At 72.8% G+C, this 15981-nt stretch carries 14 protein-coding genes; 4 read left to right on the forward strand and 10 right to left on the reverse strand.

Going from position 1 to position 15981, the window contains the following annotated elements; all coding sequences use genetic code 11:
* Nucleotides 1-42: 42 nt before the first annotated feature.
* A complete protein-coding gene (locus CG747_RS04410) occupies nt 43-1266 on the forward strand; it encodes a cytochrome P450 (RefSeq protein WP_100600274.1) in 1224 nt (407 codons plus the stop codon).
* Nucleotides 1267-1476: 210 nt separating this feature from the next.
* Entirely contained in the window at nt 1477-2442 is a 966-nt protein-coding gene (locus tag CG747_RS04415) for a D-alanyl-D-alanine carboxypeptidase family protein (RefSeq protein ID WP_180985385.1), read from the forward strand.
* A 40-nt stretch (nt 2443-2482) separates the two neighbouring features.
* On the opposite strand, the gene CG747_RS04420 is transcribed toward CG747_RS04415, so the two are convergent.
* From CG747_RS04420 to CG747_RS04440, 5 genes are all read right to left on the reverse strand, one after another.
* Nucleotides 2483-3037 carry a DUF309 domain-containing protein gene (locus tag CG747_RS04420; RefSeq protein WP_100600276.1) on the reverse strand — a complete coding sequence of 185 codons (555 nt, stop codon included), beginning with the start codon at nt 3035-3037 and terminating at the stop codon, nt 2483-2485.
* A gap of 108 nt (nt 3038-3145) precedes the next feature.
* Nucleotides 3146-4243 (reverse strand): hypothetical protein, encoded by a 1098-nt coding sequence (locus CG747_RS04425; RefSeq protein WP_257980214.1) that lies wholly within the window; start codon nt 4241-4243, stop codon nt 3146-3148.
* Nucleotides 4240-5667, reverse strand: coding sequence for an MFS transporter (locus CG747_RS04430; RefSeq protein ID WP_257980215.1), 1428 nt, complete (start codon nt 5665-5667; stop codon nt 4240-4242). Before CG747_RS04430 ends, CG747_RS04425 begins: the two co-directional genes overlap by 4 nt.
* A gap of 81 nt (nt 5668-5748) precedes the next feature.
* Nucleotides 5749-6771: a metallophosphoesterase gene (locus CG747_RS04435; RefSeq protein ID WP_100600512.1), complete on the reverse strand. Its 1023-nt coding sequence runs from the start codon at nt 6769-6771 to the stop codon at nt 5749-5751.
* Between the two features lie 139 nt (nt 6772-6910).
* Nucleotides 6911-7240 carry a DUF427 domain-containing protein gene (locus tag CG747_RS04440; protein ID WP_100600277.1) on the reverse strand — a complete coding sequence of 110 codons (330 nt, stop codon included), beginning with the start codon at nt 7238-7240 and terminating at the stop codon, nt 6911-6913.
* Nucleotides 7241-7460: 220 nt separating this feature from the next.
* Between CG747_RS04440 and CG747_RS04445 the strand changes: the two genes are divergently transcribed.
* The gene (locus CG747_RS04445) at nt 7461-8615 is read left to right on the forward strand and encodes a serine hydrolase domain-containing protein (protein ID WP_374701740.1); all 1155 of its coding nucleotides are present in this window, start codon (nt 7461-7463) and stop codon (nt 8613-8615) included.
* 38 nt (nt 8616-8653) lie between these two features.
* On the opposite strand, the gene CG747_RS04450 is transcribed toward CG747_RS04445, so the two are convergent.
* From CG747_RS04450 to CG747_RS04475, 5 genes are all read right to left on the reverse strand, one after another.
* Complete coding sequence (locus tag CG747_RS04450) at nt 8654-9418, reverse strand: GNAT family N-acetyltransferase (RefSeq protein ID WP_100600279.1); 765 nt, start codon at nt 9416-9418, stop codon at nt 8654-8656.
* A gap of 131 nt (nt 9419-9549) precedes the next feature.
* Entirely contained in the window at nt 9550-9978 is a 429-nt protein-coding gene (locus CG747_RS04455; RefSeq protein ID WP_100600513.1) for a thioesterase family protein, read from the reverse strand.
* Between the two features lie 194 nt (nt 9979-10172).
* A complete protein-coding gene (locus CG747_RS04460) occupies nt 10173-11207 on the reverse strand; it encodes a 3-hydroxyacyl-CoA dehydrogenase NAD-binding domain-containing protein (RefSeq protein ID WP_100600280.1) in 1035 nt (344 codons plus the stop codon).
* Nucleotides 11208-11515: 308 nt separating this feature from the next.
* Nucleotides 11516-12412: a 3-keto-5-aminohexanoate cleavage protein gene (locus tag CG747_RS04465; RefSeq protein ID WP_100600281.1), complete on the reverse strand. Its 897-nt coding sequence runs from the start codon at nt 12410-12412 to the stop codon at nt 11516-11518.
* Between the two features lie 270 nt (nt 12413-12682).
* Nucleotides 12683-13576 (reverse strand): TetR/AcrR family transcriptional regulator, encoded by an 894-nt coding sequence (locus tag CG747_RS04475; RefSeq protein ID WP_100600282.1) that lies wholly within the window; start codon nt 13574-13576, stop codon nt 12683-12685.
* Between the two features lie 338 nt (nt 13577-13914).
* Between CG747_RS04475 and CG747_RS04480 the strand changes: the two genes are divergently transcribed.
* Nucleotides 13915-15978, forward strand: a complete 2064-nt coding sequence (locus CG747_RS04480) for a SpoIIE family protein phosphatase (RefSeq protein ID WP_100600283.1) — start codon at nt 13915-13917, stop codon at nt 15976-15978.
* Nucleotides 15979-15981: the final 3 nt, after the last annotated feature.

A 15981-nucleotide genomic window follows, 5' to 3' on the forward strand; every position in this document is an offset into this window, starting at 1 on the left:
GCCGCCCGGCGCTCCACCACTGGTGATCTAGGCTCGGGCGCCATGCAGAACACCGCCGAGACCGGCCCCGACGCTCCGTTGGACACCACCCCCCTCCTGGACGACCCGTACGCCGCCTGCGCCGCACTCCGCGAGGCCGGCCCGGTGCACCGGATCACCGGCACCGACGGACAGCCCGCCTGGCTGGTCACCCGTTACGACGACGTCCGCAGCGCCCTGGCCGACCCCCGGCTCTCGCTCGACAGGCGGCACGCCACCCCGGGCAACTACCGCGGTTTCTCCCTGCCGCCCGCCCTCGACGCCAACCTCCTCAACATGGACCCGCCGGACCACACCCGGATCCGCCGCCTGGTCGTCAAGGCCTTCACCCCGGGGCGGGTCGAAGCGCTGCGCGCCCCCGTGCAGCGGATCGCCGACGACCTGCTGGACGCCATGGCGGCGCGGGGCCGCGCGGAACTCGTCACGGAGTACGCCGGGCCGCTGCCGATCACCGTCATCTGCGATCTGCTCGGCATCCCGGCCGAGCACCGACGCGACTTCCTGGCCTGGTCGGACGCGCTCATCACGCCCGACCCCGGCCGCCCGCAGGCGATGAAGGAGGCGATCGGCGCGATGCTGGAGTTCTACACCGGGCTGATCGCCGCCAAGCGTGCCGAGCCGGGTGACGACCTGCTCTCGGATCTGATCGCGGTGCGCGACGACAGCGCGGACACCCCAGGCGCCGACCGGCTCAGCGAGGACGAACTGACCTCCCTCGCCTTCCTGATCCTCTTCGCCGGATACGAGAACACCGTCCAGCTCATCGGCAACGCCGTCCTCGCCCTCCTCGACCATCCCTCGCAACTCGCCGCGTTGCGCCGAAATCCAGCCGAACTGGCGCCCGCCGTAGAGGAGTTCCTCCGCTACGACACCCCGGCCTCCCTGGCCATCCGCCGCTTCCCTGTCGAGGACCTGGAAATCGGCGGCGTCCGCATCCCCGCCGGCGAGAGTGTGCTGCTCTCGATAGCGTCCGCGAACCGCGACCCGAACCGGTTCCCCGACCCGGACCGGCTGGACCCGGCGCGTGACCTCTCCGGTCACCTCGCCCTGGGGCACGGCATCCACTACTGCCTCGGCGCGCCGCTGGCCCGTATGGAGGCGGAGATCGCCATCGGCGCCCTCATCAGCCGCTTTCCCGGGCTGCGGTTCGACGTACCGCGGGATGAAGTACGGCACCGTCGGACAATCCGGGCGCGTGGCCTGATTTCGCTGCCCGTGACCTGGTAATCCGGGGACGCACAAGTTTTTGATGCGTAACCCTTCAGTCATGCGGTAGAAAAGTCCTGTGACCCGCCCGGTGTGCATCCCCCGTCGCACCGGGCGGGTCCTTCTTTGCGACTGCGCACACCTCCCGACATGCCGACCGCGTCACCCCTCCCGTGGCCCGTCTGGCGCACCTGCGCTGCGCCCGCCGCCCGCCCTCCTTAGCGTGACTCCATGGCATTTGACGCGCTTGTGTCCAAGAAGGCCGGTGCGCTGGCACTGATCGCCGCCGCCGGAGTGTCCCTGACCCCCATACCGGCCGATGCCCGCCCCGCCGCACCAACGGGGCGTCAGGCCGCGGCCCCCGCCCGGCACCTGCCCGGCGGCCTCAGCGCCCTCGCCTGGATGGTCGCCGACGCCGACACCGGCAAGGTGCTGGCCGCCAAGAACTCGCACCGCAGACTCGCCCCGGCCAGCACCCTCAAGACGCTCTTCGCGGTCACCGTGCTGCCCAAGTTCTCGTCCGGCCGGGTGCGCCAGGTCAGCGCCGACGACCTCGCCGGCCTCGGCGCCGGCAGCAGCGTCGTCGGCGTCCGCCAAGGACAGCGCTACACCGTCGCCGACCTGTGGCGCGGCGTCTTCCTGCGCTCCGGCAACGACGCGGTGCACGTCCTCGCCGCCATGAACGGGGGGTGGTCGGCCACCGCCCAGGAGATGCAGCGGACCGCCCGCCGGCTCGGCGCCCGCGACACCACCGTGAAATCCCCGGACGGCTACGACGCCCCCGGCCAGGTGTCCTCCGCCTTCGACCTGACGGTCTTCGCCCGCGCCGGCCTCGCCAACGACGACTTCGCCCGCTACTGCTCCACCACCCGCGCCGGGTTCCCGGCGGCCGGCGGGGGCACCGTCCAGATCGAGAACACCAACCGGATGCTGGTCGGCTCGCACGGCCTGACCCGCTATCCCGGCATCATCGGCGTCAAGAACGGCTACACCAGCAAAGCCGGCAACACCCTCGTCGCCGCCGCCCACCGCAACGGCCGCACCCTGATCGTCACCGTGCTCAACCCCCAGTCGGGCGAGGCCAACGGCGTCTACAAGGAAGCGGGCGCGCTGCTGGACTGGGGCTTCAACAATGCGACGCGCCCCGAGCCGGCCGGCCGCAGCGGCTCCGACGACGCGGACGACGACGACTCGTGACCCCGGCCGCCCCTCCGGGCCGGTGCCCTGCGCCGACCGCCTAACCGGCGCGCAGCCGGGGAGCCGCCCCGGAGGCGGAGACCGTACCGGGCGCCCCGCCCTCCGGGACCCCGGCCAGAGTGCCGGTCAGGTCCCGTGCCCAGGCCGTCAGTCCGGCGATGTCGATGCCGTGCGGGGCGGCCGCGGCATACGGGGCGAGTGCCGCCGCGCCGCGTCCCAGCAGCGCCGCACCCCCCGTGGCGTTGCCGCGCGCCGCGTGCGTGAGCCCCACGGCCAGTTGGGCCAGCCCGCGCCACAGTTCCCGCTCGGCCTCCGGGGCACCCTTCCAGGCGTCCTCCAGGACCTCGTGGGCGTGGAACGGCATCCCGGCGTCCAGCAGCCGCTGCGCCTCGGTCAGCGCCTCATCGGGCGTACGGGGCACCCCCTCGGGTTGCCGGGCGATCCCCGGCGATCCGTAGGGCAGCGGGCGACCCAGCCCGTCCCGGGGCCTGGCGTTGCGGGCCCGGCCCTGCTCGTCGCGGTCACGGGAGCGGGGCGCGGGGGCGCCGCCCTCCTCGTACCGGGTGCGCTGTCGGTGGTCCTCCGGGGCGTTCACCCTTCGATTGTGCGCCGTGGGACGGTCGGCGTCGCCACGGGGTCGCCACGAGGCGGCCGGGGGCCCCCGGCACCGGTGGCGGGGCCCATCGGCGGCCCGCCGCCGGCGTCAGGGGACCCGGACCGGGGAGGACGCGTCCGGCACCCGGAGCGACGGCGCCCCGCCGCCGTCCGCCGGGACGGTCCAGACGTCGCTCCGCCGCCCGTCCCGGCCGGGCAGCGCGTACGCCAGGGTGCGGTCGTCCAGCCAGGCGGCCTGGTCGTCCACGCTGCGGGTCTCGGCGACCGGACGCTCCCGCAGCGTCCGCAGGTCCAGGACGTACAGCCGCCACGGATCGGTGGCGCCGGCCCGGACCCGCTTCTTGAAGGCGAGACGGGTGTCGTCGGGCGACAGGGAGGGGCACTCGACGTTCTCGCGGACCGTGTGCGCCACCCATTTCCGCAGGTCGCCCTGGACCAGATAGGTCTTCCCGCGGGTCGAGACGGTCGCGTAGAAGAGGTTGTCGTCGCGGGCGAAGGTCACGCCCCAGTAGTTGACGTCGGGGGAGTGGTACCGGCGACCGCCGAGGGTGAGCGGGATCTCCTCGATGTTCTTGATGAGGTAACCGGTGCGGGTGTCCAGGATGGAGGTCCGGGTGGAGAACGACGTGGTCGCGTAGGAGTCGCCGGTGGCGAACATCGTCCAGGACAGCATCCGCCCGGAGGCCGAGACCCGGGCCCGGTTGGGGATGCCGGTGAGCGCGATCCGGCGCCGCTCCCGCAGCCGGCCGTCCAGGACGACCGCGTACGACCTGGGCGGAATACCGGGGCGCCGCTGGAGACAGAGACCGGTGTCGGCGGCCGCGTGGAAGCGGTCGCACACGGGTCCGCCGGTGGTGCGCCGGTCGTCCCCGGGCGCCGTGCCGGGCGTGCGTCCGCCGGGCGCCGGGGCCGGGAGACTGGCCACGCGGCCGGCCCCCGCGCCCGTACTGCGGAAGTACAGCCGCCCGTGGTCGAGGCCGAACGCCGAGGCGGTGTCGGTCGGTTGGGCGCGCCGGGCGGAGGCGACGGTGTAGCCGACGGCGACGGCGGCCAGCAGTGCCCCCGCGGCCGCCACGGCGAGGATCCGGGCCCGACGGGAGCGAGCGGGGAGGGGCGGGAGCCGGTGGGGCGAGGCGGTGGGGGCTTGCGGGGTGTCGGGGTGGTCCGCGGGGCTGGGGCGGGTCATGGGCGGGACGGTCGCCTTTCGGGGTCGGGGGCTTCCGGACCGGGGCGCTCCGGGGGCGGGCCGGTGTTCTCGGGACCTCCGGTGTGCTCCGGTTCTTGCGGATCCGGGCCTTCCGGGGCCGGGTCCTCCGAGGGCGGGGCGGGGCTCGGTTGCCGGGTGCCGGGGCGCCCACGGTCGGCCGGGCCGCGGCCCGCACGTCCGGAGAGGAGGACAGTGGCGGCCGCCAGTGCCGCGGCCAGCGCGAGAGCCGCGGTGACCAGGGCCGGGCCGCTGCCCCACAGCGTCCAGGCGGCACCGAAGCCCGCCGCGGCCAGTAGCCGGCACAGCGCCTGGCCCGTCTGGAGCAGCGCCATCCCGCTCGCCCGGTTGGCGGCCGGCAGCACCGGTCCGGCCAGTGCCATCAGCACCCCGTCGGTGGCCGCGTAGAAGACACCGAGCAGCAGCAGGACGCCCACCAGGAGCACCGGCCCCGCATCGGTGGCCAGGAACAGCAGATAGCCGCCGAGCAGCGCCACGTGCCCGCACAGGAACGGGACCCGGCGGCCGATCCGGTCCCCGAGCCGGCCGGCCGGCACGGCGAGCGCGAGGTAGACCGCCGCGGCGCCCAGCGGCAGCAGCGGGAACCAGCTCACCGCGAAGTCCAGCCGGCGCTGGAGCAGCAGGTACAGGAACGAGTCCCCGATGGTCGCCGCGCCCAGCAGGCCCGCCGCCGCGCAGATCCGCCGGAAGGCGGGGTCGCGGAGCGGGGCGAGCAGCCGGCCCTGGGAGCGGGGCACGGGGCGCGGCTCCCGTTGGTGGGCCGGCAGCCCGGCCCTCCCCGGGACGAAGGCGACGAGCAGCAGCACCCCGAGCAGCCCCACGCAGAAGCTGACCACGAACACCGCGTCGTACGCGTCGGCGGTGGCCCAGAGGAGCGCGAACGCGGCGAGCGGTCCCAGGAGGGCGCCGGTGGTGTCCATCGCCCGGTGGACGCCGAAGGCCCGGCCGAGCGCGTCCGGCGGCGCGCTGAGTGAGATCAGGGCGTCGCGCGGGGCGGTGCGGACGCCCTTGCCGATGCGGTCCGCGGCGAGCGCCGCACCGATGCCCAGGGTGCCGCCGCCGGCGAGCAGCAGTCCCAGCCGGGAGAGCGCGGACAGGGCGTAACCGGCTCCGGCGACCAGCTTGTGCCGGCCGCCGCGGTCGGCGGCGCGCCCGCCGAGCAGCCGGACGAGCGCGGTGACGCCGTTGTAGAGGCCGTCGAGGAAGCCGAACTGAAGGGGGGAGAGACCCAGTTGGAGGACGAAGTAGAGGGGCAGCACGGCGGTGACCATCTCGGAGGAGACGTCGGTGACCAGGCTGACCGCGCCGAGGGCCAGTACCGGCCCGCCGACGCGGCCCCGCGTCACCTTTGCCGTCGCGGCCGCGTCCGTGGTCGCGAGATACATCGATCAACCCTGGTGGGCGTAGGAGGAATCGACCTGGATGGCGGTGCTGTCCGGCCCGGCCCCCGGGGCCGGGCCGGTCGGTCAGTGGCACTGGTAGGACGGACTGCTGTCCTTCGTCTTGCCGTCCGTGCCGATCAGGTCCCAGGAGAAGCCGTTGTCGGTGAAGTTCAACCGCACCACACCGAAGGTGTTGGTGAGCCGCTTCTCGCTGTTGGGCTGGACCTCCTCGATCTTGTACGGGTTGGCGCCCCCCATCCCGCCGAGCAGCTCCACGATCCCGTTCTTGTCGGCCTTGCCGTCGGGGTCCTGAGGGGCGAACCGCTCGTAGTGGTGGTCGTGCCCGTTGAGGACCAGCTCGGCCTTGGCGTCCTGGAGCAGCTTCCACACCGGGCGGCTGACCGGGTCGTTGCCGTGCTCGCCCGACGAGAAGAGCGGATGGTGCCAGTAGGCGGCCACGCACTTCTTGGAGGTGGCGGCCAGGTCGGCCTTGAGCCAGGCCAGCTCCGCGGAGTCCAGGGTGTTGGAGTCCAGCGCGATGAAGTGCCAGTTGTCCTGGTCGAAGCTGTAGTAGGGCTTGCCCTTGGGGTACGCGATCGAGCCGAAGTACGCCTTGTAGCCGGCGAGGGCGCCGGCCGGGTCGTAGGTCTCGTGGTTGCCGGCGACCGGGTGCGTCTTGTCCTTGAAGGCGCCCCAGGTCTTGTCGTAGTACTTCTTGAAGTCCTTCAGGCGGGCGTCGTCGTACTGGTTGTCGCCCATGGTCAGCACGAACGCCGGGTTGATCTTCTTGACCAGTGCCGCGGTCTTGGCGTGCTCGCAGTCACTGTCCTTCGCGGTGCACTGCTCGGCGATGTCGCCGGCGGCGACGGCCGTGAATCCGGCGGCGTGCGCACCCGGGACGCGGTCCGGCGCGGCGTCCGCACGGCCGGGGGCGGACCAGAGCGCCACGCCGCCGACGAGCGCGAGGGCCGCGCCCGCGGCGGCGGGGATGCTCCAACGGGGGCCGCCGGCAGGGGATTTCAGTCGCCTGGTCGGCTTGTGCTGGTTGGATTTCTCGGGCTGCGCCGGGTTCCGCATCGGCTGCTCGGCGCGGGGGATGGACGTCATTTCCGTCTCCTGGATCGGCATGGGGGAGCCGTCCCAAGTGATCCTGAAGGGACCCCCATGTACGCGTCAAGAAGTCGGCACGATAATTGTCAGGAAACTTTCCTAACGATGCTTCGGGGCGCGGAGACGGCCGCCGCCACTACCCCAACTGCACCTCGTGGAAACAGAGATGATCCTTGATCTCCGCGACCCCGGCATGCGGCTCGGGGTAGGCCCAGACAAGGTCCTCGGGGCCCTGTTCGAGCGACCAGTAGGAAGCGGTGCCCTTGAACGGGCACACGGTACGGGTCGCCGACGGCGTCAGCAGATCGGTGCGGACATCCTCCGGCGGCAGGTAGTACCGCACCGGAAAACCGGTCTCGAAGAGCAGCAGCGGCCGCCGGCTCTCGGCGAGCAACTGCCCGTTCACCACGACCCGGACGTGCTCGGTGCCGCGCTTGACCTCAATGCGGTGGCCATGTGTGGACAAAACCCTGATCTCCGTTCATGACGCGGACGGGTACTTCCTCAGGGTCGCATCCGGGACGGGTTCAGGGAGATCCCTGAGGCCGGCGCGCCCCGCGATCGGCACAGTGTCAGGCATGACTTCCGACATGACTTCAGACATGACCTCAGACACGCCTTTCGGTACGCCTTCGGCCTCTCCGTCCCCTTCCGTCGGCCCGGCCCACCTCTCCCGCAGAGCGGCCATCGGTGCGGCAGTGGCGGGTGCGGCGGCCCTCGCCGTCATCGGCCCGACGCGCACTGCCGCCGCAGCGTCCCCGCCGACACCACCAGCCCCACCCGCACCGCTCCCGCCGCTGGAAGTCACGGCCCTGCGCACCGCCCTCTCCGACCTCGCACACCCCGAGGTCACCGGCGCCCAGCTGCGGGTCACCGGCAAGGCGGGCCGCTGGTACGGCACCGCCGGCGTCGCCGACCGCACGAGCGGCCGACCCATCGACGAGCACGACACCTTCCGCATCGGCAGCATCACCAAGGTGTTCGTCGCCACCGTGGTCCTCCAACTGGCCGCCGAACACCGCCTCGTGCTCGACGCCCCCGTCCAGCGCCACCTTCCCGGCGTCCTGCCGTCCGCGTTCCCGCCCATCAGCGTCACCCAGCTGCTGAACCACACCAGCGGCCTGCCCGACGAATCGCGCGACGGCGCACCGGACCTGTCCACCCCCGAGGGCATCGCCCGCCACCGCTACGACAGATGGACCCCGGAACAACTGGTCGCCCTGATCTCCCGCGGCCCGATGAAGTTCACCCCCGGCAGCAAGCAGGAGTACCGCGGAATCAACTACGTCCTCCTCGCCCTGCTCATCGAGCGCCTGACCGGCCGTCACTACGGCGAGGTGATCGCCGACCGCATCCTGCACCCGCTCGGCCTGCGCCGGACCTCACTGCCCGGGAGGGACCCCCGCATCCACGGCCCCCACGTGCACGGCTACCTGAGAATGACCGACGGCAGCCTGCTCGACATCACCGCGTACGACCAGACATCCGCCTGGGGCGAGGGCGAGATGATATCGACCACCGGCGATCTGGACCGCTTCCAGACCGCCCTGTTCTCCGGCACGCTGCTGCCACGGCCCGTCCTGGAGCGCATGTTCACCCTGCCCGACGGCGTGCGCATGGTCGACGGCAGCCCGGCCCGCTACGGCGCCGGTCTGCAGACCGTCACGATGAACGGCATCACGTTCTGGGGCAAGACCGGTGAACGGTACGGCTACGCCTCCTTCATGATCGCCACCCGCGACCAGCAGCGCCGCGCGGTGCTCGCGTTCAACCCGACGCACCGGGACGCCACCCAGCTCCAGATGACACTCCGGGTCGGCGAGGCGCTGACGAAGGGCTGAGGAGGGCGGAGCCGTGTCGTTCATGACCATCGCGGACTTCAGGGGCCGAGGGGGTGTTCGGTGAAGCGGCCGCAGGAGCGGAAGCCCAGTCGGCGGTAGACGGGTTCGCCGTCCGCGGACGCCTGCAGAACGGCGATGCCGGTGCCCTCGGCGCGGGCCGTGTGCAGCGCGGCCAGGGTGAGGGCGGTGCCGTATCCGCGTCGGCGGTGGTCGGCCAGGGTGCAGATGTTGTAGATCCCGGCGACGTCGGCGTGGTGGAAGACCTCGGCCGAAGCGACCGGGCGGCCGTCGGCGTAGCCGACCAGGAAACGGGCCGGGCAGTCGGCTGCCAGTGCCTGCCGCGCCGCCCCTTCGTAGAAGCGGAGGACGGTGGCGGCGGGCGGGTTCCAGTTCGCGGCGAGGATCGCGGCGTAGTGCGCGAGCTGTTCGGGGGTGGTCACCTGCTGGATGTCCAGGAGGTCCGGGGAGGGGGAAGGGAGAGTGCCGTCGAGTTCGGCCCACATGGCCGTCTCGTGATCGGAAGGGGGAAGACCGGCGGCCGCGAGCCGGGCCGTCAGGTCCGGCGGTGTCGAGGCGGGGCCCACCCACCAGGAGAAGGGGCGGCCGGTCCCCGCCGCCGCCCGCACGGTTTCGGCGATCCGTGGCGTGGCGGTGGCGGGGGTGAAGCGGGCCCCGGCGACGACGTTGAAGGTGTCGTCGGCGAGGCCGCTGTCCGCGACGAGGAGGTCGGCGGCCTCGGTGACGGTCGCGCCCGCAAGGTTCCGGTGCAGGTGGCAGGCGTGCTCGGCCAGATTCCGCTCCATCCTGGTCAGGAGGTCGCGTTCGTCGGAGAGAGGAGTTCGCACATGACGCATGATCGATGATCAGAACACGACCGGGCCCGGATGGCACGGCGTTTTCGGGGCCGCCGAACCTGTGCGCCGCGCACCGATGGTCAGGTGCCGACCGGTCGGATCCCGTGACCGGCCCAGTCCGGGGCCGGTGTGGTGAGGGCGGCGAGACGGGCGTGGGTGGCGTCGGGGAAGGGGACGGCGAACCCTTCGCGCTGGTCGACATGGAGGGTGAAGAGTTCCTCGGTGGCCACCGGAGTGCCGCTGGGTGCACCGGTGGGATCGCAGCGGTACATCTCGTGGACCACGCGGAGCTTCTTGGCGGCCACCCCCAGCACCGTGCTGCGGACGGCCAGTTGGCTGCCGCGGGGGACCTCGTCGAGATAGCGGACGTGGGCCTCGACGGTGTAGAGGGAGCAGCCCGTGCGGGTGCGGTAGTCGGCGTCGAGACCGCATGCGTCCATCAGGGCGTCGGTCGCGAAGCCGAAGACCAGGACGTAGTACGCCTCGCTCAGGTGGCCGTTGTAGTCGATCCAGCTCTCGTGGACGACCTGGCGGAAGAGGGGGAGGGGGAGGGGTGGGGAGGGGTGGGGGGAGGGGCCCCCGGGGGGAGGCGAAACCGGGGCGGCGGTAGCTGTGGGGGGTGCAGACGGGGCGGTTGCTGTGGGTGGCGTGGGTGGCGTGGGTGGCGTGAGTGGTGTGGGTGAAGTGGGTGGCTGGGGCTTCATCAGGCCAGGCTCCCCGGGGTGTTGGGGCTCTTGGGGGTGCCGGGGGAGTCGGGGTTGCTGCGGGAGTCGGCGTGACTGGTGTGGGGGAGGCGGCCGGTGGCGCGGAGGACGTTGATGACGCCCTGGTCGCGTTCGGCCACCAGGTCGGCGTAGGTGCGGTCCCCGGCGGCGGTCGCGCAGCCGTCGACCATGGCGTCGCGGAGTTCGCGGTCCAGTTCGGGGGCCTCCAGGCGGGTCCAGGGAGACTTCAGGGACGGGCCGAAGTGGTCGAGCATGTGGGCCATACCGCCCTCGCCGCCGGCCAGTGCGAAGGTCAGGCAGGGGCCCATGAACGCCCAGCGCAGGCCCGGGCCTTCGGTGATCGAGGCGTCGATGTCCTCGACCGTGGCCTCACCGTTGGCGACCATGTGCAGGGCCTCGCGCCACAGTGCCTCCTGGAGGCGGTTGGCGATGAAGCCGGGGAGTTCGCGGTCCATGGTGATGACCGACTTGCCGGCGAGGTCGTAGAAGCGGGACGCCCAGGTCACGGCCGCGGGGTCGGTTTGCGTACCGCCGACGACCTCGACGAGCGGGATCAGGTACGGCGGGTTGAAGGGGTGGCCGACGACCAGGCGGGACGGGTCGGCCGCCGCGGTCTGCATGTCGGTCATCGGGTAGCCGGAGGTGGAGGAGGCGATGACCACGCCGGGGGGCGTGGCGGCGTCCAGTTCGGCGAGCAGCGAACGCTTCAACTCCAGCTTCTCCGGGGCGCTTTCCTGGACGAAGTCGGCGTCGGCGACGGCCTGGGCGAGGGTCGGCGCGACCGTCAGCCGGTCCGGGGAGGCGCCGTCGGCCAGACCCAGTTGTTCCAGGGCGGGCCAGGCGGCCGACACCAGGCGGTGGAGCTTGTCCGCGGCGTCGTCGGCGGGGTCCCAGGCCGTGACGTCGTAGCCGCGGGCGAGGAAGTGGGCGACCCAACCGCCGCCTATGACGCCGGCGCCTATGCAGGCCACGCGGCGCGCGGCCTCGGGGGTGGTGGAGGGGGTGTAGGGCATGGGGTGCTGCCTCCTGGGGGCGGGAGTTCGAGTGGGGGACCGTGGAGCGACGGCTCGTCGGGGTACGGCACGCCGGATACGGCTCGTCGGGGCATCGGCATCGGCATCGGTGCGTGCGTAGGCGCGACGCCGAGGGTGCGGCAGTGAGGGAGTGAGGGAGTGAGGGAGTGAGGGAGTAGGGAGTGCGGGCGCAGGGGCGCGACGCGGCGCCTGCCTCGCCCCGGCGCCTGCCCGGGCCTCAGACCCGCCTTCTTGACCCCGCGCCCTCAACCCCCCGACCTCAGCTCCGCACCCTCAGCTCCGCGCCCTCACGCCCGCAGCTTCAGGCCCAGCCGGGCGCGGGCCTGGTCCGGAGTGGCCACGGTCGCGCCGAGGAGTTCGGTGATCTGGACGGCGCGTTCGACGAGTTGGGCGTTGGTGGCCTTGACGCCGCGGCTGAGGTAGAGGTTGTCCTCCAGGCCGACGCGGACGTTGCCGCCGAGCAGGATCGACTGGGCGACCCAGGGCATCTGCATCCGGCCGAGTGCGAAACTGGCCCACTGGGCGCCCTCGGGCAGCATGTTCACCATCGACTGGAGCACTCCGGGATCGGCCGGGGCGCCCCACGGTATGCCCATGCAGAGCTGGAAGACGGTGGGGTCGTCCAGCAGTCCCTCGGCGAGCAGCTGCTTGGCGAACCACAGTTGGCCGGTGTCGAAGATCTCCAGCTCGGGACGGACGCCGAGTTCCTGGATCCGCTTGGCGCCGGCGCGCAGCATGTCGGGCGTGGAGACGTAGAGCGTGGAGCCGTCGCCGAAGTTGAGGGAGCCGCAGTCCAGGGTGCAGATGTCGGGGAGCAGGTCCTCGACGTGCGGCAGCCGTTCCAGGCCGCTGACCAGGTCGGTGCCGGGCAGCTGGGTGAGCGGCTGCTCCGGGTCGATGACCAGGTCGCCGCCCATGCCGGCGGTGAGGTTGATGACGACGTCGGTGCCGGTCTGCTTGATGCGGTCGACGACCTCGGCGTAGAGGCGGGGGTCGCGGGACGGGGCGCCGGTCTCGGGGTCGCGGACGTGGATGTGCACCACCGCGGCGCCCGCGGCGGCCGCTTCGACGGCGGACGCGGCGATCTGCTCGGGCGTCACGGGGACGTGCGGGGAGCGGCGGACGGTGTCACCGGCGCCGGTGAGGGCGCAGGTGATGATGACCTCGCTGGTGGGGGTGGTCATGGGATCCCTTCGGGTCGGTCGGTCGGTAGGTAGGCAGGGCAGGTCTGCGCGGCGGGGAGGGTGGTCGCTCGGCAGGGGCGGGCAGCAGCGGCGGCGTGCGCCGGGCCGGGGACGTGGCGCTGCTCTTCAGAGGGAACGGGGGCGGGTGTACGGCGAACGGCAGCGGCACGAGCGCTCAGGGCCGTCAGGGAGCCGTCCGGGGAGTCCCGGGGCCCGCCCTGCGTGCCCCGGTCGTCCGGGTCGTCAGAGTCGTCAGAGTCGTCAGGGACGTCAGGGTCGGTTCGGATCGGCGGCCGGGTCCGGCCGGGGCGCGTCGAGTTCGTTCTCGACGAACGCCAGCAGGGCGGCGTGCATGGTGTCCGGGCTGGTGCTGTCCGGGGCGGTGGCCAGGACCTGGGTGGCCAGGCCGTCGATGAGTGCGGTGAGCCGGAGGGCGGTGACGTCGGGGTCGACGGGGCGGAAGACGCCCTGGTCGATGCCGCGCCGGAGGACGTCGGCGACGGTGGTGCGCCACTGCCGGTAGTAGTGCTCGTGGAGGCGCCCCACGGCGGTGTCGCGGGCGGCCTGTGCCCACAGGTCGAGCCAGACCAGCCACTGCCGGCGCTGTTGTGCGGTGCGGGGGGTCTGCAGGGCGATCAGGTGCAGGAGTTCGGCGCGGGCGTCGGGGGCGGCGGCCAGTCCGGCCGCGCGGCGTTCGGTGTCCTCGTCCATGCACCAGCGGACGGCGGCCTCCAGGAGTTCGTCGCGGCCGGGGAAGTGGTAGTGGACGGCGGCCGGGCTGGTGCCGCAGGCGGCTGCGATGTCGGCGACCCGTACGGCGTGGAAGCCGTGCTCGGCGATCAGGCGGACGGTCTCCCGGACGATCTGGAGCGGACGGCCGCCGTCGGGGACCGTGGCCGGGCGGGGCTCGGGCGGTGCCGCGGGGCGTTCCGGGGCGCCCAGCAGCCAGCCGGTGTCCACCCCGCCGATGTCGGCGATCCGGACGATCTCGGCCAGGGCGAAGCGTCGGGTGCCGCCCAGTGACCTGGAGAGTTTGGACGGGTCCATGACGATCCGGCGGGCGAACTCCCGATGGCTGCAGCCGAGCCGTGCGATCACCTGCCGGACGCGGTCGGTGACGCGTCCGGTGTCGTCGGCGATCCGGTCCCCGGGGTCTTCGTTCATGGCCGGGGACGCTAACAGGGTGTTGAGAACATCGCAACGACTTCCGGGGGGTGAGAGTGGAAAGGCGCTGTTCTTCCTGCATGTGTGAGATGGTGTTGAGAGGGTACTGAGTCATGAGTCAGTGATGTGGCGGGTGGGGTGGGACGGTCCGTCCCGGTAGGCGCGGACGGTCGTGGCGATGGGGCCGGCAAGCCGTGGCGGTGGCGCTCCGCAGGCCGCCGCGGGGCTGCCGGGCAAGCCGTAACGGGGGGCCGGGCGAGCTCCGGCGTGCCGCTTGCCGAGCCACCGCGGTGCGACTGGACAAGCCGCAATAAGGGTGAATGTGGCAAAGTGACGGCATGGCTGACCGGGGAGCGAAGGGGCCCACCGTGTCGGTGCCGGAGGACTGGCCCGCCCACCCGGACCTGACCCTGGCGCTCAACGGGATGGGCGGCTTCGACTGGGACCTCGACAGCGGGCTGATGCATCTGGATCCGCCCGCGCTGGAGGTTTTCGACCTCCGGCCGGCGGAGTACGACGACCGCCCGGAGAGCCTCGGCTGCCGGGTCCCGAGCTACGAGGCGGCCCGGCTCGACGCCCTGGTGGCCCGCGCCCTCAAGGACGGCAGTCACTCCTACGGTGCCTATTTCCGGATCCGGCTGCGGGACGGCGGCCTGCGCTGGACCCACGCCCAGGGCAGCATCCGCCGCGACCCCACCGGCCGGCCCCGCCGCATCATCGGTGTGGTCCGCGACGCCACCGACGAGTACGCCCAGGCCGCCGAGCAGATCGCGGTCACCGAGGAGCGCCGCCGGCACACCAGCATCGTCGAGCGCACCACCGCCGCCCTGGCGCACGCCCGCACGGTCGGCGAGGTGATCGGTGTGCTCGCCGACGAGCAGGGGCTGAGCCGGCTGGGCGCCGAGAACGTCATCCTCGGCCTGGTCGAGGCCGGGCGGATCCGGCTGGTCTCCGAGGGCAAGGCGGGCAGCTTCGTCCCGGACCTGGAGTACACCCGTATCGGTGACGAGTTCCCGATGAGCGAGGTGGTGCGGACCCTCACCCCGCGGTTCGTGCACAGCCGGGAGCAGTTCCGCACCCACTACCCGCGCCTGTGGCCGGCCATCGAGCCGCTCAACGTCAGCTCCGCCGCGTATCTGCCGCTGATCGCCCAGGGGCGCCCGATCGGGGTGATCGGGCTGTTCTTCGAGCGGGAGAGCGACTTCCGCGACCCGGAACGCAACGTGCTGGTCGCGCTGGGCAGCAGCATCGCGCAGAGCCTGGCCCGGGCGATGCTCTTCGACCAGGAGCACGAGATCGCCGCCGGCCTCCAGCAGGCCATGCTGCCGCGCCGGATCCCCGGCTTCCCCGAGGCGCAGATCGCGGTCCGCTACCGCTCCGCCCGCATGGGCCGGGACATCGGCGGCGACTGGTACGACGTGATCCCGCTCCCGGACGGCCGGGTCGCCGCGGTGATCGGCGACGTCCAGGGCCACGACACCCAGGCCGCCGCGCTCATGGGGCAGCTGCGGATCGTGCTGCGCGCCTACGCCGCGGAGGGGCACGCGCCGGCCACCGTGATGGCGCGGGCCTCCGCGTTCCTCAACGAACTCGACACCGACCGCTTCGCCACCTGCACCTACGTCGACGCCGACCTGACCACCGGCGCCGCCCGGTTCGTCCGGGCCGGCCACCTCGACCCGATGGTGCGGCACGCCGAGGGCATCTGCCGCCGGCTCCCGGTGGCCGGCGGGCTGCCGCTGGGCATCTCCTCCGAATTCCGGCTGCTGGACTACCCCGTCACCACCGTCCACCTCGCCCCCGGCGACACTCTGGTGCTGTGCACGGACGGGCTGGTCGAGGAGCCCGGCGCCGATCTGGACGCCGGTCTGCGGCAGTTGGCGCGCGAGGTCCGGGACGGCCCGCAGGACGTCCAGCAACTCGCCGACCGGCTCTGCGAGTCGGCGGACGGCCGGCGGGGCGAGGACGACATGGCGCTGCTCCTGCTGCGTCGCCTCGGGGCGCCCGAGCACGACACGGTGGGCCGCTTCCGGCAGCACATCGTCCCCGCCGACCCCGAGGGGCTGTCCGCCGCCCGCCACATGATCCGTGCCGCGGTGCGCGCCTGGGGCGCCCGCGAGCGCTCCGACGAGATCGAGCTGGTCGCCGACGAGCTGATCACCAACGCCCTGCTGCACACCGACGGCGAGGCGGTCGTCAACATCCGTATGCCGCACGGCGCCGAACGGCGGCTGCGGCTGGAGGTCGAGGACGGGTCCAGCAGCCTGCCGCGCCGCCGGGAGCCCGGCGAGGCCGGGGTCTCCGGCCGCGGCCTGCTCCTCGTCGACCGGCTGGCGGATGTCTGGGGAGTGGAGCCGCGCGGCGGTGGAAAGTGCGTATGGTGCGAGTTCAACTGCCCCTGACCG

The sequence above is a fragment of the Streptomyces sp. CB02959 genome, from assembly GCF_002803155.1.
GTDB lineage: Bacteria > Actinomycetota > Actinomycetes > Streptomycetales > Streptomycetaceae > Streptomyces.